The organism is Actinomyces urinae, from assembly GCF_900119695.1.
In the GTDB taxonomy this organism is placed as follows: Bacteria; Actinomycetota; Actinomycetes; order Actinomycetales; family Actinomycetaceae; genus Gleimia; species Gleimia urinae.
Window position 1 is genome coordinate 48,934 of the sequence record NZ_LT632547.1, and the last position, 23,125, is coordinate 72,058.

The window sequence follows — 23,125 nt, forward strand, 5'->3', positions numbered from 1 at the left end:
TCGCATAGTTCCAGCTTGCAAGAGTACTTCACGTCGCGGCGTGCCACCGAGGTTTTTGGTTCCAAGAAAAACACAATCAGTCTGAACGAACGTCGCGCGGAAATGAAACGCGCTCGCCGTAGCGCCATACTCAGCCGCGTGGGTATCGCACTCGCGACGGTGCTGTTAGCAGCCGCTGTAGTGTGGGCAGTTTTCTTCTCGCCGTTCTTTGCACTAACGGCCTCGAAGATCAAGATCTCGGGTCTGAATGAGGATGTGACCGTCGAGGTTGTTGAAGAGAAGCTCGCAGGTTTTGTGGACGTGCCGCTCCCACGTATTTCGATGAGCGCTGTGCGAAGTGAGGTGGAGAGCATCGCCCAGGTGGATGCTGCAGAGATCACGCGCGCATGGCCGGATGGTCTCAACGTGAAAATAACGGTTCGTACTCCTATGGCTGCCGAGAAAAGCGATGAGGGCTACAACGTGATCGATCGCGAGGGAGTGGTGTTGCGCTCTTCGCAAGATGTGCCAGAGGGTTTGCCAATCGTGGAGGTCAAGACAGAGTCGCAAGAGCAAAGGGCAGCCGCTGTTGCGCGGGTTGCTACGGTGAAGGAAGACCTGCCCGTGGAGCTGTCGCAGCAGGTCACGGTATACACCGCATACCCAACGAGTGTAGAGATGCGCACGCTGGATGGGCGCATCATCAAATGGGGCGATGAAAGCGATTCGAAGCTGAAAGCGCAGGTCCTCAAGCTATTACTGGACCAGCGTCCTGCCCAGGTGTATGACGTGTCTACTCCCGCCCGCCCGGTAACGTCGTAGTTCAGTTTCCGTATTACAAGGACCTTAAGCGAGGGTTTTAGCGGCCGGTTATTGTCGGGCCGTTTAAGGTGAGAATTCAAGGGTTTTGCGCGGCCTTAAAAATAGGTTGCGACACGCCCATTGCAGTGTTTGAAACCGGCATGAAACGCGTTTATCTTCTGCGTGCAACGATGAGCCAAAACTTAAACCTTCAACTTAAGGTTTAGGTCAGGCGAGACAGACGTAAGGGGATCACGAGTGAACGAGGCACACTACCAATCCGTTATTAAGGTCGTGGGCGTAGGCGGTGGCGGTTGTAACGCCGTTAACCGCATGATTAGCGCCGGTGTTAAGGGCGCGGAATTCATCACGATGAACACGGATGCGCAGGCACTTTTGCAGTCTGATGCAGAAGTCAAGATTGACCTGGGAGATGAGCTAACGCGAGGCCTTGGAGCCGGCTCTGATCCGATGGTTGGCCGAAAGGCGGCTGAGGAGAACGAAGACACCATTCGGGAGGCGCTCGAGGGCTCCGACATGGTGTTCGTTACCGCCGGTGAGGGCGGTGGCACGGGTACGGGCGCTGCTCCGATTGTGGCACGTGTAGCGCGCTCGCTCGACGCTCTGACCGTCGGTATCGTTACTCGCCCGTTTGCTTTTGAGGGGCCGCGTCGCGGCCAGGTTGCGCAGCAGGGTATTGAGGATCTGCGTAAGGAAGTTGATGCTCTGATCATCATTCCAAATGATCGTCTGCTTCAGATTGCTGACAAGAATGTTTCGTACCTTGACGCATTCCGCATTGCCGATGATGTGCTGCGTTCGGGCGTGCAGGGCATCACTGACATCATCAAGGTTGCCGGTGACATGAACGTAGACTTCCGCGATGTGAATACGATTATGCGAGGCGCGGGCACGGCTCTTATGGGTATCGGTACGGCGCAGGGCGAGGACCGCGCATTGCGTGCAGCCGAGGCTGCGATTTCGTCCCCGCTTCTCGAAACCCGCATCGATGGAGCGCACGGCGCTCTCATCAACGTGCAGGGCGCTTCCGACATGGGGCTTGCCGAAATCAATGCCGCTGTCTCGCTCATCGGCGAGTCTCTTCACGAGGAAGCCAACATCATCTTCGGTACCGTTATCGACGACTCGCTTGGCGACGAGATGCGCGTTACCGTTATCGCCGCTGGATTTGACGAGGAGGAGGCATCGGCGCAGCCTGCGCCGGCAATGCCGACCCGTCATGTTCAAACAACGGAGCCGGTAGAAAAACCCTCCTATGATCGTCCGCTCGGTTCTTTGCCCACGGCGCAGTCGGCCCAGCCGGTTCAGCCTGCGCACCGCGCTGAGGTGAAGCCTCCGACGCGTGAATCGAACTTCCCCTCGGCAACGCCAAGGCGTAGTGAACCGGTAGAGGAGCCATCTTCTAACCGCTTTGAAGTTCCCCGCATTTTTGACGAGGAAGATTCGAAGGACCAGCTAGATCTTCCAGACTTCTTGCGTTAATGAATAGTTCCTTCGGTCGGGTTCGTTATGGCTTTACAAGGGCAGTGACGAACCCGGCTCAAGTGGGGCAGGATCTCTCGAGTCCCAACTATGGATTGAATACGGGTGCGCCGCGTAGCGTTGTGCTGGCCGACAGGCAGGCACTTGCCGATTCGATTGGTACGCCGGTGGTGTGGATGAACCAGATTCACTCCGACATAGTGTGCGTGGTGGGGCAGGAGGATTCCGGCCTGGACAATTCGGTCACTGCTGATGCGGTGATAACTAGGGACCGTGTCGCACTGGCAGTGCAGGTAGCTGATTGTGTGCCTGTGTTGCTGTTCGACAATGCCGCAGGTGTGGTAGCTGCGGTACACGCGGGGCGAGCAGGTGCGAAGGCTTTCATCGTTGCAAAGACTGTCTCGCAGATGACTAGCATGGGCTGCTCGCCCCGCAATATCCGTGCCGTGGTAGGCCCAAGCATTTGCGGCGCGTGCTATGAGGTGGGCGAGGACGTGTTTGCCGAGACGGTGTCTGTGCGCCCGGAAATGGCTGCGCAGTCCAGATGGGGCACCCGAGCGCTAGACGTTCGCGCAGCGGTTTTGCGTGACTTGGTGCATGTGGGTGGTGTCGAGGTCGATGATGCATGCACGCTCGAATCTGATGATTTGAACTCGTATAGGCACAACCCGAAATGCGGCAGACAGGTGGGTTGGGTGGTCCTCGACTAGCCGCGCGACCGGCTAGTCACGGTGTGTGTTGAATATCGGCATGAAAAGCAGGGTGGGACATGACACGCCGCTTCAAAAACGTATATTTTGCGGTAACTCGATTAGCTTAAGAGCAGCTCAAACTTTTGTTGCCTTGGGAGGAATGACATGGGTGATGCACTGAACCGTGCGATGGAACGCTTTGGCTGGCGCGGCTACGACGAGGATGAGGATCAGGTTTTTGACGATTCCGATTTCTCGGAACCGAATTTTTCTCAGCCGGAGTCAGTGACCCCGCTTCCTCGCCCTGAGATCGTTTCTTCGAGGAGCGCAAGCCTGGACATCAGCCGCATTGTTTCCTTGACTCCTGCCTCCTACGCGGATGCTGAGGGCATTGGCCACGCGATACGTGATGGCGTTCCCGTGATTATCAACCTTTCGAAGGTGGGTGAGGCGGAAGGCCGTCGAATCGTCGATTTCACCGCGGGTCTTGCTTTCGCGCTCGGCGGTTCAATGGAGCAGGTAGTGGAGGGGGTAATACTCCTGACTCCCGAATCTGTAAAGGTTGAGGAAGGCCAGCACAAGCACCCGTTCGCAAATGAGCCGCTGTTTGCTAACAAGTCGGGCCTAGGATTCTAAAAGGTAGGTTTTAACACTTGTCTTGGTACATAGGGCAGGCGCTATCGTTATTGGTCTCGATTTATACGCTGGTGCTACTGATTAGGCTGGTTTTTGACTGGGTTCAGTTCTTCAGTCCGCAGTGGCAACCGCGAGGTGTGCTCCTTGTACTCCTGAACGTTATTTACGCTCTTACGGATCCGCCATTGCGTTTTTTACGCCGTTTCATTCCTCCATTGCGGCTCGGTGAGATCTCTTTGGACGTGGGATTTATTGTCTTGTTTGCAGGTGTAGTAATTTTGGGAGAAATTGCGAGATTGCTCATGTAGGTGCACACTTACAATGAAATTCTGTAGTCTATGAGATAGAAAAAGTTTGACTGCGCGTGCTGTGGACAAGATTACTTGTCAGAAGGCGAGCGCCGTGCAAATCCCGTTTAGATATAGAGGTGAAGAAATGGCACTGCTTTCGACAGAGGATGTCTTGAATAAGACTTTCCAGTCGGTGAAGTTCCGTGAGGGATACGACCAGGTCGAGGTGGATGAGTTTCTCGACGAAGTAGTTGAAACCATCTACGCTCTCCAGGTTGAGAATACGGAGCTAAAGCAAAAGCTTGAAGCAGCGCAGCTTCGCGTTGAAGAGCTTGAGGGGTCTGAGCCGGGCTCCGCGCCCGCGCCGGTTGTGACTGAGCCGGAGGAGGAAGTCAAGCCTGAGCCGGAGCCCGAACCGGAGCCGGCACCCGCTCCCGCTGTTGCGGCTGCTCCCGCCCCGTCCTCCACACCGCAAGATGCAACCTCGATGTTGGCTCTGGCTCAACGCGTTCACGATGAGTACGTGCGCGATGGTCGTGAGGAAGGCGAGCGCATTATTGCCGAGGCTCGCGAAGAGGGTAGCAAGATCGTTGCCGAGGCTGAAGACAAGCGCGATTCGATCCTCAACCAGCTTGACGTTGATCGCGGCATGCTAGAGGGCAAGATCAACGAGTTGAAGAGCTTTGAGGCTGAATACCGCACTCGTCTGCGTGAACAGCTGCAGGGCTTCCTCTCGGAAGTTGCCAACTAGTTCTAACTGTTCCGGCAAAGCGGAGGCGATGTGTATCGCCCCCGCTTTGTCTTATTCTCCGGGGGCTATCGAATGCAACAGGTGACACAGAGTTTTAAGACCCGCATCATCTTTTACCTGGTTTCCATCGTCGCGGTGGTTACGGATCAGGTGAGCAAGGTCTGGGCTTTGAATAACCTGTCAACTGATCAAGTTGACCCCTTTATTGGTTCGTTCATTAGTTTGCAACTCGTCCACAATCCCGGCGCCGCTTTTTCTTTGTTGGATAATGCTACGTGGGTTTTCACGGTTGTGGCTATTGCAATAATCGTGGTGATTTTGTATTACGTTCGCAGGGTTTCTTCACCGCTGTGGTTGTTATCGATGGCTCTCCTTTCTGGCGGGGCAGTTGGAAACTTGATTGATCGTCTGATTCAGCCACCTTCGTTTGGAATGGGCCACGTGGTTGATTTTCTAAATTGGAACGGTTGGTTTGTAGGAAACGTTGCCGATATTTATATCGTGGTAGCGGCAGCTGCAATGTTTTTTCTGGCTGTTCTTGAAGTGCCGTTCAATCGAGATCTCGGCGGTGAAAGGCAGTGAGCAAAACACGCTTCTTGCCTGTTCCTGACGGCCTTGTGGGGGAGCGAATCGACGTTGCGCTCTCGCGAATGCTGGGGCTATCGCGTTCCGCCGTTGGCAAGATGATTGAAGCGGGAGAGATCGAAGTCGATTCGGTTGCTGCCAAGAAAGGCCAGCGGCTGGAGGCTGGCCAAGTGATTTTGGTCAACATGCAGGTGCATGAGAAGGCTCCTGCGCCAGTAGTGGGCATGGACATTCTTTACGATGACGAGGACGTAGTTGTTGTAAACAAACCGGTGGGGGTTGCAGCACATACGGGTCCGGGCTGGGATGGGCCCACGGTTATTGGCAACCTGGAGGCGGCGGGCTATCGTATTTCCACTTCGGGTCCGCCGGAGCGTCAGGGTATTGTGCATCGCCTGGATGTAGGCACCTCTGGTGCCATGGTGGTGGCCAAGTCGGAGCTTGCCTACACCAAGCTGAAGCACGCATTCAAAGAGCGCACGGTAGACAAGATCTACCACGGTCTGGTTAGCGGACACTTGGAGCCGGCTAAAGGAACGATTGACGCTCCGATTGCGCGCCATCCGTCAAAGGAGTGGCGAATGGGCATTGTGGCTTCGGGGCGCCGAGCGATTACCCATTTTGAGGTGCTGGAGTACTTACCGGGCGCAACGCTGGTAGAGGTAGAGCTGGAGACGGGACGTACCCACCAGATCCGCGTCCATTTTTCGTCAATCAATGCTCCTCTGATCGGCGACACGTTCTATGGCGCGGATGAGTGTAAGGCTCAGGAACTGGGATTGCAGCGGCAGTGGTTGCACGCGGTGGAACTGAAGTTTACGCACCCGCGCACGGCGGTCAGAATGAGCGTTACTGCGCCGTACCCACCGGATTTGAAGCAAGTCCTCGAACAACTTCGCAACCCCTCCTGAAGTTTCTTCGAGGGTTTAGCTAGCATAGACTAACCCTATGTCCGTTCCACAGTTTGCTCACCTTCATAATCACACCGAGTATTCGATGCTCGATGGGGCGTCCAAAATTGTTCCCATGGTTAAGGAGGCTGCGCGGCTTGGTCAGCCCGCAATCGCAATCACGGACCACGGCTATCTGTTTGGAGCTTATGAGTTTTACGCGGCGGCGAAGAAGCACGGAGTAAAACCAATTATCGGCCTCGAGGCGTACATGACGCCGGGTACGTCACGTTTTGACCAAACGCGTGTGCGCTGGGGGGACGAGTCCCAAAAGGATGATGATGTTTCCGCTCGCGGCGCCTACACGCACCTGACCCTCATTTCTGAAACCACGGAGGGAATGCATAATCTTTTCCGCCTTGGATCTGGTGCCTCGCTTGATGGCCAGATGGGTAAGTGGCCGCGCGCCGATATGGAACTGTTAGAGCGTCACCACTCTGGTTTAATCGCATTTTCGGGTTGCCCTTCGTCCGAGGTGCAGGTGCGTCTTCGTTTGGGACAGTGGGACGAGGCGGTTGCGGCAGCTGGTCGTCTGCAAGATATCTTCGGTAAAGACAACTTCTACATTGAGTTGATGGATCACGGCATCGAGATTGAACGCCGTGTTCGCACCGACCTATTCCGCCTTGCCGAGCATCTTAAGGCCCCGAAGATCGTCACCAATGACGCGCACTACGTGACGGCTGACGATCGCGATATTCAAGATGCGCTGCTTTGTATTAACTCTGGTTCAAAGTTGGCAGATCCAGACCGCTTCCGATTTGACGGCTCGGGCTACTACATTCGCTCATCCGAATCAATGCGCCGGGATTGGCAAGATGCCCTTGACGCATGCGATGCCACGTTGGAAATTGCGGAGCGTTGCGACGTTCACTTCACCACGGTTGGCGAAGGCGCTAACTACATGCCTCGGTTCCCGGTTCCTGCGGGAGAAGACGAGACTTCCTGGTTTGTAAAGGAAGTTGAACGGGGCCTGAACTACCGCTTCCCGGGTGGTGTTCCTGACGACGTGCGCAAACAGGCCGAGTACGAGGTCGGCATCATCACGCAGATGGGTTTCCCTGGTTACTTCCTCGTCGTTTCTGACTTCATTCGCTGGGCAAAAGAACAAGGTATTAGGGTAGGGCCTGGTCGTGGCTCCGGCGCAGGCTCGATGGTCGCATACGCGATGCAGATAACCGATCTGAACCCGCTGAACCACGGCCTCCTGTTCGAGCGGTTCTTGAACCCAGAACGTGTATCAATGCCTGACTTCGACGTCGATTTTGATGAGCGTAGGCGCGGCGAGGTAATCGACTACGTGACTGAGAAGTATGGTTCGGATCGCGTGGCGCAGGTGATTACCTACGGCAAGATTAAAACCAAGCAGGCGCTGAAGGACTCGGCGCGTATTTTGGATAAGCCGTTTAACTTGGGTGACCAGCTGACCAAGGCTCTGCCGCCATCGGTCATGGGCAAGGACATTTCGGTAAATGGCATTTTTAACCCGGAAGATCCTCGGTATGAGGAGGCCGCCGAGTTCCGTCGATACCACCAGGAGAATGCCGAAACCCACGAGGTGGTTCAGCTTGCCAAAGGCATTGAAGGCCTGACTCGCCAGTGGGGCGTGCATGCCTGTGCGGTGATCATGTCCTCGGAGCCTTTGCAACAGATCATTCCACTAATGAAGCGTCCGCAAGATGGGGCCATAATCACTCAGTTTGATTACCCCACGTGTGAGACGCTGGGCCTGCTGAAAATGGACTTCCTGGGGCTCACCAACCTCACGGTGATCTCGGATGCGCTCGACAATATTGAAAAAAATGGCAAGGAGCGCCCTGACCTAAACCATATTGGCCTCGATGATGAAAAGACTTACAAGCTGCTTTCACGCGGTGAAACGCTAGGTGTGTTCCAGCTTGATGGTGACGGTATGCAAAAGCTACTCAAGCGTATGCATCCGGACAACTTCGAAGATATTTCAGCTGTGGGCGCCCTGTACCGTCCCGGTCCGATGGGTGCGGACTCGCATAACAAGTACGCGGACCGTAAGAATGGGCGCGCACAAATCGTGCCTATTCACCCCGAGCTGGCGGAGCCTCTTGAGGACATTCTGGGTACCACTTACGGCCTCATCGTCTATCAAGAGCAGGTTATGGCTATCGCGCAGCGCGTTGCCGGCTACTCGCTTGGACAAGCAGACTTGTTGCGCCGTGCGATGGGTAAGAAGAAGAAGGAAATCCTCGATAAGGAATACGGCCCATTCCATCAAGGGATGATTGAACGCGGATATTCCGAGGACGCAGTGAAGACCCTGTGGGACATCCTGGTTCCGTTTTCTAACTACGCGTTCAACAAGTCTCACTCGGCTGCGTACGGCCTTGTGTCTTACTGGACGGCTTGGCTGAAAGCCAACTATCCCACTGAGTACATGGCTGCCCTCCTCACTTCAAATAAGGATAAGAAGGATAAGCTCGCGCTCTACCTCTCCGAGTGTCGCCGTATGGGAATCACGGTTTTGCCGCCTGACGTAAATGAGTCGGCTGCAAACTTTACCCCGGCTGGTAGCGATATTCGTTTTGGCCTGGCCGCAATCCGTAACGTGGGTGCGAACGTGGTGGACGGTATTGAGGAAGCGCGAGATGAGAAGGGCGCTTACACGTCTTTCGCCGATTTCTTGGATAAGGTTCCGGTGCGGGTGTGTAACAAGCGCACCATCGAATCCCTCATCAAGGCGGGGGCTTTCGACACGCTGGAGGAAAACCGCCGGGCAGTGGTAGCGGTGCACGAGGAGGCCGTGGATTCGGCCGTTAAGCTGAAGCGCAACGAGTCTATCGGCCAGTTCGATCTCTTTGGTGCGATGGGCGGTGAAAGCGCGTCGGTGCTCCAGGTGGAGATCCCTGACATCCCGCAGTGGTCCAAGCGTGAGAAGCTCCAGTACGAGCGCGACATGCTCGGCCTGTACGTTTCAGACCATCCGCTCTCGGGTATTCACCGTGCGCTTGCTCGCTACCAGGACATGACTATTGGCGGCATCGTCCACGGCGAAGGCAGCATGGATAACCAGAGTGTGAAGGTTGCCGGCCTCGTTACAAAAGTTGATGTAAAAACCACCCGCAAGGGGGAGCTGTGGGCGATAGTTACGGTTGAGGACCTATCCGGTTCAATCGACGTCTTGTTTTTCCCTCGCTCATACGAGTCGATCTCGCACATCCTCGCTACCGATCTTGTAGTGCAGGTAGAGGGTCGGGTGAAAGAACGCGACCGTGAGCGCACGATTAATGGCATGTCGATGACCGTGCTCGATTTGGGTGAGGACGGTAATGCGCCCGTGGTTTTGGAACTTCCGGTTCACAGGTGTACGGAGCCGGTACTGACCGATTTGAAGAATATTATTGCGGGCTATCCGGGGCCGTGTCCGGTGCAGCTACGGGTTTTGCGACCGGGGGAGAAACCCACATTGGTGCAGTTTGACCCGTCCTTCAACGTCGATTCGAATACGTCTTTCTTTGCGGATTTGAAGGCGGCGCTTGGGGCGGGAGTGTTGCGCTAATAGAAAATGATGGCGGCTTTCAGAGCCACCACTGGGTTGTTCGGCTACTCGCCTTCGGAGCGGACGATGACGGATTCGATTTCACCGCCGTAGTCGATGGATACCACTTGACCGTCCTTGAGGCGGGCGCCGCGGCGGGTATTTATTTCGCCATCTACGCTAACGTAGCCCTCCTGTATGGCCACGCGTGCTTCTCCACCGTTTTCTACTAATCCAGCTAGTTTTAGCAGTTGGCCCAGGCGGATTTCGCCGCGGACTCGGATTTCGCGCTCATTCATGTGTTTTCTCTTTCTTAACTAGTAGCACCACTATTAGCCACGCGATGAGGATGCCTGCCACGTCTGCCACGATGTCTAGGGCCTGCCCGGTTCGCCCGCGGATGAAGTAGGCCTGGATGATTTCGGACAGGCCTGCGTGGATAATGCTGAGCCCAACGACAGTGTCCCTACGCCATCCGGTCAGTAGCGCTGCGGCAGTGACCGTGGCGAATGCGCTCGAATGAACAACCTTGTCTAATCCGACTGAGTCGGTGAGGTTCAGAGCGGGCACGAGTTCGCTTATGCGGTTTAGCAACGTCGTTAGGATTCCGGGGTTGGAGCTGTCTGCAGGGGTATAAAGGATCCAGCACAGCGCGGTGAACGTTACGGCAAAAACGGCCACCCACCAGTAGTTGATTTCGGGTGTGTCTTTTGCGTGACGCGGCCTCATACTCATGGGGTCATTATGCCAGGTGGGGCGCGGGGGTGTATTCCACGTTTTCGTCCGCCAGCGCATTCGCGCCGTAAAAACCCTAAAGTAGAAAGCATGATGAGCATACTTGACCTGCGTGAGATTTCGCTTAGTGCCAGTGAGCTTTCTGCAAGACTGCCGCGCGCTTCTCTCGATGTGGAAGGCGCTCTAGAAAAGGTTATGCCGATTATTGAGGATGTGCGCACTCGCGGGGGGCAAGCTGTTCGCCGGTGGACCGCTCAGTTTGATGGCGTGGAACCCGCTCATATTCGCGTGCCGAGGTCGGCCTTGCAAGATGCATTGGCGGGGCTTGATCCAAAGGTTCGCGCGGGCTTGGAGATCTCGATCCGCAACAATCAGATTGGGCATGAAGCGCAGCTACCCATGGAGCGCGTGGTTGAGGTAGTGCCGGGCGGTTTTGTACGGCAGCGCTGGATTCCGGTGCGACGAGTCGGCCTGTACGTGCCGGGCGGCTTGGCTGTTTACCCGTCCTCCGTGGTCATGAATGTTGTTGCGGCGAAGGTTGCAGGGGTCGATTCGATCGCGATTGCAAGCCCGGCGCAAAAAGAGTTTGACGGCCTGCCGCACCCAACGATCTTGGCGGCTTGCGAGCTTTTGGGCATCGATGAGGTCTATGCCATGGGCGGGGCGCAGGCGATAGCAGCGTTCGCGTATGGATTCACCGACGAGGTTGATGGCAGTGTCTTGGAGCCGGTTGATGTAGTTACGGGGCCGGGCAATATTTTCGTTGCCGCCGCAAAACGCGCGGTGAAGTCGGTGGTTGGTATTGACGCGGAGGCCGGTACGACAGAGATCGCCATTATTGCCGACGAGGCGGCGAATCCGCGCTTCGTGGCGCGCGATCTGATTTCGCAGGCCGAGCATGATCCGGCAGCTGCTTCGGTTTTGATTACGGATTCCGTGGCGCACGCGCAGGCGGTCCAGGCACAGCTTTCACGGATGGTCCCACAGACGAAGCATGCGCAGCGTATTGAGACAGCACTGGGCGGTCCGCAGTCCGCGATAGTACTCACAAAGGATGTTGCACACTCGATTTTTGTGGCAAATGCGTTTGGGGCAGAGCACTTGGAGATCCAGACGGAGAACGCTCTTGATGATTCCAAGCAGATCCGTAATGCGGGCGCCATTTTTGTCGGCCCGTACTCGCCGGTTCCGCTGGGTGATTACATTGCCGGTTCCAACCACGTTCTACCTACCGGAGGTACAGCGCGGTTCGCGTCGGGATTGAACGTGCATGCTTTCTTGAAATCGGTGCAGCAGATTGAGTACAACGAGCAGGCCCTTCGAGGTCTAACCGATCCGCTGGTGGCACTCGCCAATAGTGAGGACTTGCCCGCGCACGGCGAGGCTGCCATCGAACGCTCTGCGGTGAAGGAGCAAACGCTATGACATTACCCCTTCGCGAAGAGCTCGCCGGTGTGCAGCCCTATGGCGCGCCGCAACTCGACGTTCCAGTGCGCCTCAACGTAAACGAGAACCCGTACTCGCCATCTTCGGCTGTAATCAAATCTATTTTGGAGGGCGTGGCTAAGATCCTGCCCACTATGAATCGCTATCCTGATCGCGACTTCATGGAACTTCGCGCCGGATTGGCTAACTATCTGCACGCAGAAGCGGGCGTAACGCTCGACAAGGAACGTATCTGGGCTGCCAACGGTTCGAACGAGGTCATGCTCCACCTGTTGCAGGCCTATGCGGGCCACGGCAGAACGCTGCTATCTTTTGCCCCTACCTACTCGATGTACCACGAGTACGCTCGCGACACCGGTACAAACTGGGTGGCTGGTACGCGTAGCGCTGGCTTCAAACTCGATCTCGAACAGGTTGAGGCACAGATTGCGCGCACGAAACCTTCTGTGTTGGTCCTGGCCTCTCCAAATAATCCGACGGGTACGGCTTTAACCTTAGAGGAAGTATGCAGGATTGCCGAGGCCACGCGTGGAAGTGGCCCCGTAATAGGGGGAGTTCCAACCGACACGGTTTTGGTGATCGACGAGGCTTACGCGGAGTTTCGCCGCGAGGGTACCCCCTCCGCGCTGACCCTTCTGGATGAGTATCCGCACGTCGTTGTCAGCCGTACCATGTCGAAAGCATTTGGGATGGCCGGCTTACGCCTGGGTTATTTCGCAGCTTCGCGCGAAATAGTTGACCACGTTATGAGAGTTCGCCTTCCGTACCACCTCTCTGCTACCACGCAGGCGGTGGCGCTCGCGGCACTGTCACACTCGAAAGAGTTGATGAGCCAGGTGGCGCACATGCGCGCTATCCGTGACGACCTCGTCATTTGGCTGCGGGGCAAGGGGCTCGAGGTTGCCGATTCCGATGCAAACTTCGTTCTATTTGGCAAGTTTGCGGATCGCGAGCACGTGTTCGAACAGCTTTTAGAGCGAGGCGTTCTGATTCGCGTTGTGGGCCCCGAAGGGTATCTTCGGGTTAGTGTAGGTACTGATGAGGAAGACGCTCGTTTTCGAGCGGCGTTAGAGGAGGTTTTGTGAGAATGTCGAATTCGCGTACGGCCGTCGTGGAGCGTTCAACGTTCGAGTCCACGATTCGAGTCGAGTTGAACCTGGATGGCACTGGCAAAACCCAGATCAATACGGGCGTTCCCTTTTACGACCACATGCTGACTGCGCTCGGTAAGCATTCGCTGATCGACCTGACGATCGAGGCAAATGGCGACGTTGAGGTGGACGTTCACCACACGGTTGAAGACACCGCTATTTGCATCGGTCAGGCGCTGAAACAAGCGCTGGGTGATAAGAGCGGAATTCGTCGTTACGGCGATGCTACGGTGCCACTCGATGAGGCGCTTGCCCGAGCAGTGGTAGACCTTGCGGGCCGTCCGTACGTGGTGCATGAGGGCGAGCCAAACGAACAGATTTACCACCTGATTGGTGGTCACTTTACAGGTGCAATGACCCGGCATGTTTTTGAGTCCCTGGCGTATAACGCGGGAATCTGCCTGCATGTGGATTTGATTCGCGGTCGCGACCCGCACCACATTGTTGAAGCGCAGTTTAAGGCGTTTGCGAGGGCATTGCGCGCAGCTGTTGAAATGGATCCGCGGGCTTCTGGCATTCCGTCCACAAAGGGCGCGCTGTGACCGATCGCAATATTGATGAGGAGTTCGAACGCATCATTGCCGGCATGGAAGAGCCGGATGCGAACGAAGGCGCCTCAGGGCCAGACGCGACCGTGCCGGAAGACGATCAGGTAGCGCAGGCGGACCCGGACCAGCCGGTTGATGAGAGTCTTCACCTGGAGGAAGGCGCGCAGCGCATCGGACTTATCTTCGCGCCCCTGCGTCCAGCCTCCGCAGTCGCCCGCATGCTCGGCATGTACAAGATCGCCAGGTGGATCGTGCCAATCGATCACCAAATCGTCCTCTACCTAGAATTGGACCTCGATGATGGGGAAGAGGAGTTCGCGAGCCTGCTGGGTGAAGAACGCCCGATGCCCGAAGAGGTCGACCGCTTTGCAAAAGTTATTTCAAAGCTTTCGAAGTTCGGGGCGGTAGCTGTGGTATCTACGCTCGCGGAGGAAGATTCGCTGGTTTCCGGATCGGTGTATGCCAGGCGTTATGTGAACGGCAATCCGGAGGATGCGATTCCTGCTGGCCTATTGATCAACTCGATCGATATCCGCGCTGAAGACCTGCTACTTGGTAGGTCTCGCCCGCAAGATTACCCGGACGCGGTGCACGCTACGGAACGTCCGGTTCCGAAAGGGCGCGGCTTTGGTTTTCCCAAACGAGTTTAGGAAGCAAAATGATTGTTCTACCTGCCATAGATATTGTGGACGGTCGCGCTGTGCGCCTGCATCAAGGTGAAGCTGGAACCGAGACATTCTACGGTGAGCCAGCACAGATTGCCGCCGACTTTGCGGCTAAAGGCGCGCAGTGGATCCACATGGTTGATTTAGATGCGGCGTTTGGGCGCGGATCTAATGCGGAACTCGCGCACAAAATCGCCGGGAGTGTGGATATTAACATTGAGCTTTCGGGCGGTATTCGTGACGATGAGTCGCTTAACCGGGCGCTTCGGGCCGGAGCAAGACGCGTGAACCTCGGCACTGCAGCTATCGAAAACACCGAGTGGACCAAGCGCGTTATTGATGAGTGTGGCGATCGCATCGCTGTGGGGTTGGACGTTCGCGGTACTACGCTTGCAACTCGCGGATGGACCAAGCAGGGTGGTGACCTGTTCGAGATGATTGAGCTTTTAGACCGCGCTGGTTGCGAGCGCTATGTGGTTACTGACGTTGCCAAGGACGGTACGCTCACCGGACCTAACATTGAGCTTCTAAAGCAGGTGTGTGCACACACGGATGCGGCGGTAATAGCTTCGGGCGGCGTGTCTAAGCTGGATGACATTCGCGCGCTTTTGCCGCTTCAAGATGAGGGCGTGGAGGGCGTGATCGTTGGTAAAGCCATCTATTCCGGCGCCTTCACCTTGGAACAGGCCCTGGAGGTCGCAGGTGCCTAAGCATTCATTCGAGAGCCTGCAGGCAAGACTAAACCAGTCGGTTGATGCCAGCGAATCCGGCCAGACTCTTCCGCAAACGGCAACTGCTTTGGCCCTGCAAGATCCGGCGGGTCGCCTGGTGGCCCTAGTAGAGGCTTTTGAAAATGAGCGTTTGCTTGTGCCCGCCGTAGTGGAAGGCGGAGCATGTGAGGAAGGTGAGGTCTCGGTTACGCAAACGAAGCAGGGGCCTGCTGTTGTTGCTTTTACCAGCGCTGATGCGATGAACGAGTGGGATGCGGACGCTAGACCGGTACCCATGCCTGCTCGTAGGGTAGCCATGCTGGCGGTTGCCCAAACCTCAGGACGCCTTGTGATTGATAAGGGGCGGTCTGACATACGTATTCCGCGGCCGGCAACGGTAGCTTTGGCGCACGGGGATAGGTGGCTTCCTGCCTGGCAGGACGGCGAGCTACTCGACGAGCTTGCCAGCCGCCTTACCCCGCGCATTGCATTTGTGAAGCCGCTACCCAGTGCGGGTGCCACCTTGCGCCTAGCAGTTGGTATCTTGCAGGGGGCATCTAAAGAGAGTCTGACTCGTGATTTACAACAGATTGCGGCCACGCCTCGGTTGCGACCGGCAGCAGAACTGGTGGAAATTGTACCAACCGTCGTGGCGCAGGCGTGACGAACTCCATACCGACAGTTCGCTATTGGCGCGCCAAGTTTGTTAAACTAACTGTTGATTGTTGAGCGAGAGTCTCAACCAGTAGGCGTTCAAATGAATGCCAACAGCAAGCGGAGTAATCCCACCTGGGTTTCAACCTCTTCTTCGAGGGTAAGCCTTACGGCCACCGGAACCGGGTAAATACTACGGCAGTTTTGCCGTTATTTTCGGGGTCTTCGTGTGCTGACGGCGCGAAGGCCCTCTTCGTGTCACCAGGGAACTATTGAAGGAGCAACTTATCAACGAGCCTCGTGTTAATGACCGAATCCGAGTCCCAGAGGTACGCCTCGTGGGACCTGAAGGAGAACAGGTCGGCGTCGTGCGTGTGGCTGACGCCCTCCGGTTAGCTGAAGAGGCGGGCCTTGACCTAGTTGAGGTTGCCCCGAATGCACGTCCACCGGTTGCGAAACTAATGGACTTTGGTAAGTACAAGTACGAACTTGCGCAAAAGGCACGTGAGTCTCGTCGAAACCAGGCAAACACGGTTTTGAAGGAAATCCGTTTCCGCCTAAAGATTGACGATCACGATTACGAGACCAAGAAGGGTCACGTTGAGCGGTTCCTGAGTGGTGGTGACAAGGTCAAGGTCATGATCATGTTCCGTGGCCGCGAGCAGTCTCGCCCGGAAATGGGTATTCGTTTGCTTGAGCGTTTGGCTGAGGATGTTGCTGAACTTGGTGTGGTGGAGTCTAAACCGCGTCAGGATGGTCGCAACATGACGATGGTTCTCGCACCAACTCGCAAGAAGTCGGAGGCAAAGAGCGAACAGCGTCGCCGTCGTGAAGCTGAGCGCCAAGCGAAGCGGGATCGTCAAGCTGAGAGATCAGCAAAGTCTGGCAGCTAGAGCCCCCGCATTTGACTAGTAGAAAAAGGAAAAACATGGCGAAGATGAAGACGCACTCCGGTGCGAAGAAGCGTTTCCGCGTTACGGGAAGCGGAAAGCTTATGCGTGAGAGGGCCGGTAAGCGTCACCTCCTGGAGCACAAGCCTTCTACCCGCACCCGTCGCCTATCGCGCGACCAGGTAGTTGCAAAAGCAGATGAGAAGAACGTTCGCCGCCTACTGGGTATGTAACCCGCGGTTTTAGATTTAACAGGAGACTTTCATGGCACGAGTTAAAAGGTCTGTAAACGCGCGTAAGAAGCGTCGCACTACCCTTGAGCGCGCATCCGGCTACCGCGGTCAGCGTTCCCGCCTTTACCGTAAGGCGAAGGAGCAGGTTACCCACTCAATGGTGTACTCCTACCGTGACCGTCGCGCTCGCAAGCGTGATTTCCGTCGCCTCTGGATCCAGCGCATCAACGCTGCGGTCCGTGAGAACGGTATGACGTACAACCGCTTCATCCAGGGTCTTAACCTGGCTGGCGTAGAGGTTGACCGCAAGATGCTTGCCGACCTAGCTGTTTCGGATCCGAAGGCATTCACCGCTCTCGTCGAGACCGCCAAGGCCGCTCTTCCGGCAGACGTTAACGCTCCGAAGAACTAAACATGTCGGCTGATTTTCAGCCACGTTCCAAACGCCCGGCTTTGCTGGACAATCCGAATGCTGATCGCATTCGTCAGGTTGCAGCATTGGCCGGGCGTTCGGCACGTAGGCGTAGTGGTGAAGTTCTTGTAGAAGGGCCCCAAGCCGTGCGCGAGGCCGTGCGGTTTTGCGGCAAAGACCTGGTGGATGTCTATATCTCGCAAGAGGTGGAGGAGCGCGATCCGCAGCTTCTGCGCGATGCTTTAAAGGCAACCCATTGGGTTCACCCGATGACGGGGCAGGTAGCCAAGGCCATGTCCCCTTCGGCGCAGGGTGTTGCCGCTGTAGTAAAGGATTTTCGTACCGATGGTCTGCCCAAGGTTGATTGGGATTTCGTTGTGATCATGGGGCAAACTCAAGATCCGGGTAATGCGGGTAACATCATTCGAGCGGCCGATGCTGCTGGGGCAGATGCCGTGATCGCATGTTCAGGAACGGTTGACGTTTCGTCTCCAAAAGTTGTGCGTGCTTCGGCCGGCTCTGTTTTTCATTTGCCCTCGATTGTGAACGTTGGTTTCGATGAGGTTGCGGAGTGGGTAAAGTCCCGCAAGATGTCTTTGGTTGCTGCGGACGGGCACGGTAGCGTGAACTTGTTTGATGCCCAAGATGGCATGGAATCGTTAGATCTTGCCGCGCCCGTGGCCTGGGTGTTTGGCAACGAGGCGCATGGTTTCGCTCAGCTCGATGAATCGGTTTTCGATCATTCCGTGTCAATTCCGCTGGGCGGGCACGCCGAGTCTTTGAACGTCTCGGCAGCCGCCGCGATTTGTCTGTTTGCCACTGCAAAGGCGCGCCATAGAATGCGGGTATGAGTAGCGAAGGACGATTGATCGCGCGGATGCGCGAAGTGCTCCCCGAAGGCACGCGAACAATGCTTGGGTCAGGTGATGACTGCGCATTGCTTGAGGCGCCGGAGGGGAGTTTTCTCGTTACTGCAGATGCTCTCGTGGAGGGCAGGCATTTCCGGCGTGATTGGTCCACTCCTGGCGAAATCGGCGCGCGGGCGGCGGCCCAGAACCTGGCTGATATCGCGGCGTGCGGAGGCCGCGCCTCGGGCCTCGTGGTCGCAATGGTTATTCCTCCTGGTAGCGATGAGGACTGGCTTATCGAGGTTGTGTCTGGTTTTGGCAGTGAAGTGGCCAAAACGGATGCGGGAGTTGTCGGTGGCGATATAACGGGCGGAGAAGATTTCACGCTGGCCGTAACTGCGTTCGGTTATGCAACCCGCGTGGTGACACGCTCTGGTGGTCAGGTGGGAGACACCGTTGCGTTAGCGGGTGATGTTGGGGTTAGCGGGGTCGGATTAGGTTTGTTGCAACGCGGTCTGTTTGATCCGCAGGCAAGAGGAGCGGCCCTTGGCGTTTTCGAATACCCGGTTTCAACCTACCGAGTGCCCAAACCTCCGCTTAATGCAGGTCCGCGAGCGGCAGTTGCGGGCGCCAGTGCGATGATGGACATCTCCGATGGTTTAGGTTTGGATTTGTCCCGGTTAGGGAAGGCTTCCGGCGTGTGCGTGAGCCTGCAATCGGATTTGTTGACGCAGTTTGTCAGCGCACATGAGCCCTGGCTTGATTTGGCGCTCGAAGCGTTCGGTATGGATGATCCGATGCCGCTGTTCAACTTGGGGGAGGACCACTGCCTCGTCGCTACTTTCCCGCCTCGGGCGCCGATACCGGAGGAGTTCGTACCCATTGGAACCATTGCACCGGGCACGTCCGGCCTTGTTGTGTTAGATGGCGAGCCGTTTGAGATCGGCGGATGGGACCACCTGGCAAATGGTTTTGAGTAATAAAAAATCGCCTCCGAAGAGGCGACTTAGTTTGAGAGCTTAGATAGCGCGGGTAACGCGCTCGCTCTTGATGCAGGTGGTGCATACGTTGAGGCGCTTAGGGGTGCCATTAACGACTGCACGCACACGCTGAATGTTGGGGTTCCAACGACGGTTGGTTCGCACGTGGGAGTGCGAAACGCTCTTGCCGAAGCCGGGTCCCTTGCCACACACGTCGCACTTAGAAGCCACGGTTTATCTCCGATTCCTAGTAAAGTCTCATACAACTGTTCAATTTTGAACACTGCTGGGGCACGCGGGCACGCGCACCTCAGGCAACCTGTTTAGACTATCGAAATGAGGGCCCCTTTGCCAACTATCGGAGCGTGTTTTTGTGTCTAGTGGACCACAGTATGGTCTCTGCGGGCAGTTGGGCTCCCTCATTTTGTCTGCGTCTTATGAGACGATTTAACTATGACCAGCCAGTATCGCTCCGCACTGAGTGGGCAAGACATTGTGCAGTTTATCGACCGTTGTGGCGAGGTGCTTGATACCCTCGCCCCATTCCTGGATGACTTGAATGCTCTGGGCGGGTCGGATTTTGATACGGGAGCTAACGCGGCCCGCTCGTTTGCGGCAATAAATCGGTTAATGCGGCGCTCAGGTGAAGAGGCGGATTCGGCGTCCACGCTCTTACAGGCACTAACGGTGTATGCGCGGGCGGGGTCCGCGGGCCACGTGGGCATACTGATCACTAGCGTTATTGCAGCGTTGTCTTCAGCTACCTCGGCAAACGAGGTAAGGCCGATTGATATGCGCGCATTCCTCGCGTCGCTTCCGGACGCCCTGGAGGATGCTTTTTCAGCGCCTGCCCCAGAGCTGATGGAGATGGCTACGGCGGCGCGAGCGGTGGCGTTGGATACGCCTGATCCGATTGATGCGGCGCACATGATGGTCGGCCGCGCTTCGATGGTGGTCCAGGATGCGCTAATAGAGGCCACGAGCGGGTGGATAAACCCCGGTGCTTGCGTGTTTGCTGTGATGATTTCGGCGCTGCACTCGGTCTATGAGAACTCGCTTGCTCCACTTGAGGTAGCGCGTGACATGATGCGTTCGCTCGCGCAGTCGACGAAGATCTCAAAACGTAGCGAGGCTCCGCATGAGGGCGCGCAGTTCTCGGTTGATTTTCATCTAGATTGCATGGCGGAGGACCTTGCGGAGTTTCGGGCGAGTTTGGACGAGCGGGGTTATCGGTATTCGATGCAGGGTAGTGCGGACCAGCTTGGAATGGGGACGTGGCGCTTTCACATTGACACATCGGACCCTTCAGCGGTGTTGCCCAAGGTGGGGTGGGCGCGTCATATCGTGGTTAAGGATGCCCGCTATGGGGAGTTGATTGGGTATGACGAGCTGGCCGTGCAAGAAGAAGAGTCGGGCGTTTTGTATCTTTCTCGCCCCACCTGGCAGCGCCCCGAAACTGTGCTCGTAATTGCTCTGTTGCGTAATGAGCATTTCTTGGAGGAGGTTGCCTCTACTGGAGCGTACGTGATTTTGAACCCGATTCGTCAGGACGCGGTTTTGATTTCTGAACTAATGCTGTCAGCCCCCTCCCAGGTGAGCCTTGTGGTGGCAGGTGATGAGGACGCCGCTGAGGTGGCGATGCGCGCGAAAAAGCTTGCGCTAAAATCCGCTGAAGTTTTTGTGGTGAGTGATACGCCGCCATATTCGGATGTAGCGGTAAGCGTCCTTGCGGGTAATGCAGCACCCATATTCATGCCGCAGGTGGGGGATCGAACCGCCAAGATCACTCGCGATCTGCTCGAGTCGGCGGCGAGGGCTGCGAAGGCGCGCGTCGCGGTCCTAGAGGAAGCGGACCCGCAGGCGGTGTCATTTTCGCTTAAACAGTTGGTTGGTTACGGGCTGGAACGGGTCGTGATGATTGCGCCTGAACCGGATATGCTTCTGCGACATTCGATTGAAATGGCGCTAGATGATCGCGGAGCCACGCAGTACGTGGAGTATGCGCGTGATAATCGCACCCAAGTGGTGTTGGTAAATCGATGAGTGCTTCCGTTCCTAGTAAGCCGCAGCTACTTGATTCACCATTAGATCGTCTGCTTGGGACGCGCACAGCTAAGAAGCTTGCCTCCTTGGAGCTTGAAACCGCGTCAGATTTGCTCATGTTCTTCCCGCGACGTTACGGGCATTGGGGCAAGCTAACTCCTCTCGCAGCGATTCATGAGGGGGAGGACGTGACATTGCTGGCTCAGGTGGAGTCCGCGCAGATGGTGCGCAACCGCAGTGGGGGAGTGCGTCTATCAGTTGAACTTACGGACGGCTACAAGAGTATCAACGCAACGTTTTTTGCTCGCCACCCGGGTGCGCTGTCGGTGCATGAGAGGATGCTGACTGCGGGTTCGTCGCACTTATTCGCGGGAAAGGTATCGTCATATCGAGGTCGCCTCCAGCTGACCCATCCTGATTTTGAGCGGTTTGAGCAGGGTGATGCCAAGGATCGGGCGGATCGTCCAATCCCGATTTACTCCGCGAACTCGAAGTGTCCAAGCTGGCTTACATCTAAGTCCGCGAAAATTATTGCGGCGATGTTGAAGCCCGGTGATGTCCTCGACCCGATTCCGCCAAAACTGCGCGAAGATCGCGACTTAATGACGTATACTGAGGCGCTCATCCAGTTGCATGATCCACAATCTGATGAGGAAATTGCGCGTGCCAAACTAACCGTTAGGTGGGCCGAAGCCCTCACCTTGCAAACCGCGTTGCTTCGCCGTCGTGCTCGCAGTAAAGACGATACGGCGCCATGCATAGAAGCAGGGGAAGCATTTGCGGCGGCAAAAGCTGCGCTACCGTTCACCTTGACTGCCGGCCAGGAAGAGGTCTTGGGGTTAATCCTGTCAGATATGGCGGGGGAACACCCCATGCAAAAGTTACTGCAGGCCGATGTTGGTGCCGGTAAGACGGTGGTGGCTGGCCTTGCGATGACGGCTGCTGTGGACGCGGGGTATCAGGCTGCCCTGTTGGCTCCCACCGAGGTGCTTGCGGCTCAGCACGCGGTGTCACTTTCAAGAATGTTGCCCGTCCCGGTGGAGCTCCTTACGGGTTCGTCTAAGTCCAAACATCGTGGTGATGTATCTGTACTCGCATCTTCAGGCCAGCCGGCGATTTTCGTTGGCACGCATGCGCTGATTCAGGATTCGCTCCAGTTTTCTAATCTGGGGCTTGTGGTGGTGGATGAACAGCATCGCTTTGGTGTTGCTCAGCGCGATCGACTTCGCGAAGGCGGCCAAATAGTTCCGCACATGCTAACCATGACAGCTACCCCCATACCGCGAACAATCGCAATGACGGTTTTTGGGGATCTAGACGCGATCACTATTAGCGAGCTACCAAAGGGCCGCAAAAAAGTTAAAACTTTCCTCGTCGACGCATCAAATGCGGCTTGGAACACCCGCATGTGGGAGAGAGCTCGAGAAGAAGTTGAGTCGGGCGGCCGCGTGTTTGTGGTGGCTCCTCGAATAGATTCGGCCGATGGTGATGATTCGCAGTTGACCAACGTGATGGATAGCCGCGATATGCTGGCCAACCTTCCGCAGCTAGGAGGGATTGAGGTTGGTGTGCTACACGGGCGGATGAGCGCAGAAGAGAAGGCCGAGGCAATCGATCGGTTTGATGGCGGAACCACCCCCATTTTGGTAACAACAACGGTGATCGAGGTGGGTGTGGATATCTCTGCCGCCTCGATGATGGTTATTTTGGATGCGCAACAGTTTGGTCTATCTCAGCTGCACCAGTTGCGAGGACGAGTTGGTCGCGGTGGTCAGCAGGCGATCTGCATGGCGCACCACCGCACGGGACTCGCCCCGGAATCTATGAAGCGTTTGGAGGCGTTTGCCTCCACCACGAATGGATTCGTGTTAGCGGAGGCGGATTTGAAGCTCCGTAGGGAAGGCAACGTGCTTGGCGAGAGCCAGTCGGGTGCGCGCACTTCGTTGAAAGCACTGCGTGTCACGCGCGACGGGGCGATCATTGAAGCTGCTCGCGAGTACACGGCAACGCTGTTAGAAGAAGATATTTCCCTAGGCGCATATCCGCAGCTACTACAGGCGACAAATCGAATGGATCAGGCAGCTAAGTGGATGGAACGATCATGACGTCGCG

Annotated in this window: 25 protein-coding genes; 22 read left to right on the forward strand and 3 right to left on the reverse strand. The window is 56.3% G+C overall.

Translation table 11 applies throughout. From position 1 onward, the window contains the following. Positions 1 to 15 precede the first annotated feature (15 nt). The 9 genes from BQ7114_RS01525 (at position 16) to dnaE (ending at position 9,719) form a co-directional block, all read left to right on the forward strand. Positions 16 to 801, forward strand: coding sequence for a cell division protein FtsQ/DivIB (locus BQ7114_RS01525; RefSeq protein WP_143236769.1), 786 nt, complete (start codon positions 16 to 18; stop codon positions 799 to 801). Between the two features lie 237 nt (positions 802 to 1,038). Continuing rightward, positions 1,039 to 2,283 carry a cell division protein FtsZ gene (gene ftsZ / locus BQ7114_RS01530; RefSeq protein ID WP_072341046.1) on the forward strand — a complete coding sequence of 415 codons (1,245 nt, stop codon included), beginning with the start codon at positions 1,039 to 1,041 and terminating at the stop codon, positions 2,281 to 2,283. Beyond that, on the forward strand, positions 2,283 to 2,993 hold the full coding sequence (locus BQ7114_RS01535; protein WP_072341048.1) for a purine nucleoside phosphorylase YfiH/LACC1 family protein: 711 nt from the start codon (positions 2,283 to 2,285) through the stop codon (positions 2,991 to 2,993). The genes ftsZ and BQ7114_RS01535 overlap by 1 nt, the downstream gene beginning before the upstream one ends. Positions 2,994 to 3,140: 147 nt before the next feature. Next, positions 3,141 to 3,611: a cell division protein SepF gene (locus tag BQ7114_RS01540; protein WP_072341051.1), complete on the forward strand. Its 471-nt coding sequence runs from the start codon at positions 3,141 to 3,143 to the stop codon at positions 3,609 to 3,611. 50 nt (positions 3,612 to 3,661) lie between these two features. Beyond that, positions 3,662 to 3,919 carry a YggT family protein gene (locus tag BQ7114_RS01545; protein WP_326844866.1) on the forward strand — a complete coding sequence of 86 codons (258 nt, stop codon included), beginning with the start codon at positions 3,662 to 3,664 and terminating at the stop codon, positions 3,917 to 3,919. A 127-nt stretch (positions 3,920 to 4,046) separates the two neighbouring features. After that, on the forward strand, positions 4,047 to 4,652 hold the full coding sequence (locus tag BQ7114_RS01550) for a DivIVA domain-containing protein (protein ID WP_072341054.1): 606 nt from the start codon (positions 4,047 to 4,049) through the stop codon (positions 4,650 to 4,652). A gap of 30 nt (positions 4,653 to 4,682) precedes the next feature. Continuing rightward, a complete protein-coding gene (gene lspA, locus BQ7114_RS01555) occupies positions 4,683 to 5,234 on the forward strand; it encodes a signal peptidase II (protein ID WP_195906694.1) in 552 nt (183 codons plus the stop codon). After that, a complete protein-coding gene (locus tag BQ7114_RS01560; protein WP_072341060.1) occupies positions 5,231 to 6,148 on the forward strand; it encodes an RluA family pseudouridine synthase in 918 nt (305 codons plus the stop codon). The genes lspA and BQ7114_RS01560 overlap by 4 nt, the downstream gene beginning before the upstream one ends. A gap of 37 nt (positions 6,149 to 6,185) precedes the next feature. Continuing rightward, the gene (gene dnaE / locus BQ7114_RS01565; RefSeq protein WP_072341063.1) at positions 6,186 to 9,719 is read left to right on the forward strand and encodes a DNA polymerase III subunit alpha; all 3,534 of its coding nucleotides are present in this window, start codon (positions 6,186 to 6,188) and stop codon (positions 9,717 to 9,719) included. Positions 9,720 to 9,763: 44 nt separating this feature from the next. On the opposite strand, the gene BQ7114_RS01570 is transcribed toward dnaE, so the two are convergent. Next, positions 9,764 to 9,997 carry an RNA-binding S4 domain-containing protein gene (locus BQ7114_RS01570; RefSeq protein WP_072341067.1) on the reverse strand — a complete coding sequence of 78 codons (234 nt, stop codon included), beginning with the start codon at positions 9,995 to 9,997 and terminating at the stop codon, positions 9,764 to 9,766. Next, the gene (locus BQ7114_RS01575) at positions 9,990 to 10,433 is read right to left on the reverse strand and encodes a VanZ family protein (RefSeq protein ID WP_143236770.1); all 444 of its coding nucleotides are present in this window, start codon (positions 10,431 to 10,433) and stop codon (positions 9,990 to 9,992) included. Before BQ7114_RS01575 ends, BQ7114_RS01570 begins: the two co-directional genes overlap by 8 nt. 90 nt (positions 10,434 to 10,523) lie before the next feature. On the opposite strand from BQ7114_RS01575, the gene hisD reads away from it, so the two are divergent. The 11 genes from hisD to thiL all read left to right on the forward strand — a co-directional run bounded on the left by hisD (position 10,524) and on the right by thiL (position 18,970). Next, positions 10,524 to 11,858: a histidinol dehydrogenase gene (gene hisD, locus BQ7114_RS01580; protein WP_072341071.1), complete on the forward strand. Its 1,335-nt coding sequence runs from the start codon at positions 10,524 to 10,526 to the stop codon at positions 11,856 to 11,858. Further along, positions 11,855 to 12,964, forward strand: coding sequence for a histidinol-phosphate transaminase (locus BQ7114_RS01585; protein WP_072341074.1), 1,110 nt, complete (start codon positions 11,855 to 11,857; stop codon positions 12,962 to 12,964). The genes hisD and BQ7114_RS01585 overlap by 4 nt, the downstream gene beginning before the upstream one ends. Before the next feature lie 2 nt (positions 12,965 to 12,966). Beyond that, complete coding sequence (hisB, locus tag BQ7114_RS01590) at positions 12,967 to 13,572, forward strand: imidazoleglycerol-phosphate dehydratase HisB (protein ID WP_072341077.1); 606 nt, start codon at positions 12,967 to 12,969, stop codon at positions 13,570 to 13,572. Continuing rightward, entirely contained in the window at positions 13,569 to 14,228 is a 660-nt protein-coding gene (locus tag BQ7114_RS01595) for a hypothetical protein (RefSeq protein WP_083431689.1), read from the forward strand. Before hisB ends, BQ7114_RS01595 begins: the two co-directional genes overlap by 4 nt. 8 nt (positions 14,229 to 14,236) lie before the next feature. Beyond that, the gene (gene priA / locus BQ7114_RS01600; protein WP_072341080.1) at positions 14,237 to 14,953 is read left to right on the forward strand and encodes a bifunctional 1-(5-phosphoribosyl)-5-((5-phosphoribosylamino)methylideneamino)imidazole-4-carboxamide isomerase/phosphoribosylanthranilate isomerase PriA; all 717 of its coding nucleotides are present in this window, start codon (positions 14,237 to 14,239) and stop codon (positions 14,951 to 14,953) included. Then, positions 14,946 to 15,617 (forward strand): SseB family protein, encoded by a 672-nt coding sequence (locus BQ7114_RS01605; protein ID WP_072341083.1) that lies wholly within the window; start codon positions 14,946 to 14,948, stop codon positions 15,615 to 15,617. The genes priA and BQ7114_RS01605 overlap by 8 nt, the downstream gene beginning before the upstream one ends. A gap of 262 nt (positions 15,618 to 15,879) precedes the next feature. Next, the gene (infC, locus tag BQ7114_RS01610; protein WP_072341086.1) at positions 15,880 to 16,500 is read left to right on the forward strand and encodes a translation initiation factor IF-3; all 621 of its coding nucleotides are present in this window, start codon (positions 15,880 to 15,882) and stop codon (positions 16,498 to 16,500) included. Between the two features lie 35 nt (positions 16,501 to 16,535). Continuing rightward, the gene (rpmI, locus tag BQ7114_RS01615; protein ID WP_034510310.1) at positions 16,536 to 16,730 is read left to right on the forward strand and encodes a 50S ribosomal protein L35; all 195 of its coding nucleotides are present in this window, start codon (positions 16,536 to 16,538) and stop codon (positions 16,728 to 16,730) included. Positions 16,731 to 16,761: 31 nt separating this feature from the next. After that, the gene (rplT, locus tag BQ7114_RS01620; protein ID WP_034510308.1) at positions 16,762 to 17,142 is read left to right on the forward strand and encodes a 50S ribosomal protein L20; all 381 of its coding nucleotides are present in this window, start codon (positions 16,762 to 16,764) and stop codon (positions 17,140 to 17,142) included. A 2-nt stretch (positions 17,143 to 17,144) separates the two neighbouring features. Then, positions 17,145 to 17,993 carry a TrmH family RNA methyltransferase gene (locus BQ7114_RS01625; RefSeq protein ID WP_072341089.1) on the forward strand — a complete coding sequence of 283 codons (849 nt, stop codon included), beginning with the start codon at positions 17,145 to 17,147 and terminating at the stop codon, positions 17,991 to 17,993. Then, positions 17,990 to 18,970, forward strand: a complete 981-nt coding sequence (gene thiL, locus BQ7114_RS01630) for a thiamine-phosphate kinase (protein WP_072341091.1) — start codon at positions 17,990 to 17,992, stop codon at positions 18,968 to 18,970. The genes BQ7114_RS01625 and thiL overlap by 4 nt, the downstream gene beginning before the upstream one ends. Positions 18,971 to 19,009: 39 nt before the next feature. On the opposite strand, the gene rpmB is transcribed toward thiL, so the two are convergent. Beyond that, positions 19,010 to 19,201 carry a 50S ribosomal protein L28 gene (rpmB, locus tag BQ7114_RS01635; RefSeq protein ID WP_072341093.1) on the reverse strand — a complete coding sequence of 64 codons (192 nt, stop codon included), beginning with the start codon at positions 19,199 to 19,201 and terminating at the stop codon, positions 19,010 to 19,012. A 222-nt stretch (positions 19,202 to 19,423) separates the two neighbouring features. On the opposite strand from rpmB, the gene BQ7114_RS01640 reads away from it, so the two are divergent. Both BQ7114_RS01640 and BQ7114_RS01645 read left to right on the forward strand, forming a co-directional pair. Then, positions 19,424 to 21,013: a hypothetical protein gene (locus tag BQ7114_RS01640; protein WP_072341095.1), complete on the forward strand. Its 1,590-nt coding sequence runs from the start codon at positions 19,424 to 19,426 to the stop codon at positions 21,011 to 21,013. Then, positions 21,010 to 23,118: an ATP-dependent DNA helicase RecG gene (locus tag BQ7114_RS01645; protein WP_072341098.1), complete on the forward strand. Its 2,109-nt coding sequence runs from the start codon at positions 21,010 to 21,012 to the stop codon at positions 23,116 to 23,118. Before BQ7114_RS01640 ends, BQ7114_RS01645 begins: the two co-directional genes overlap by 4 nt. The last annotated feature ends 7 nt before the right edge of the window (positions 23,119 to 23,125 follow it).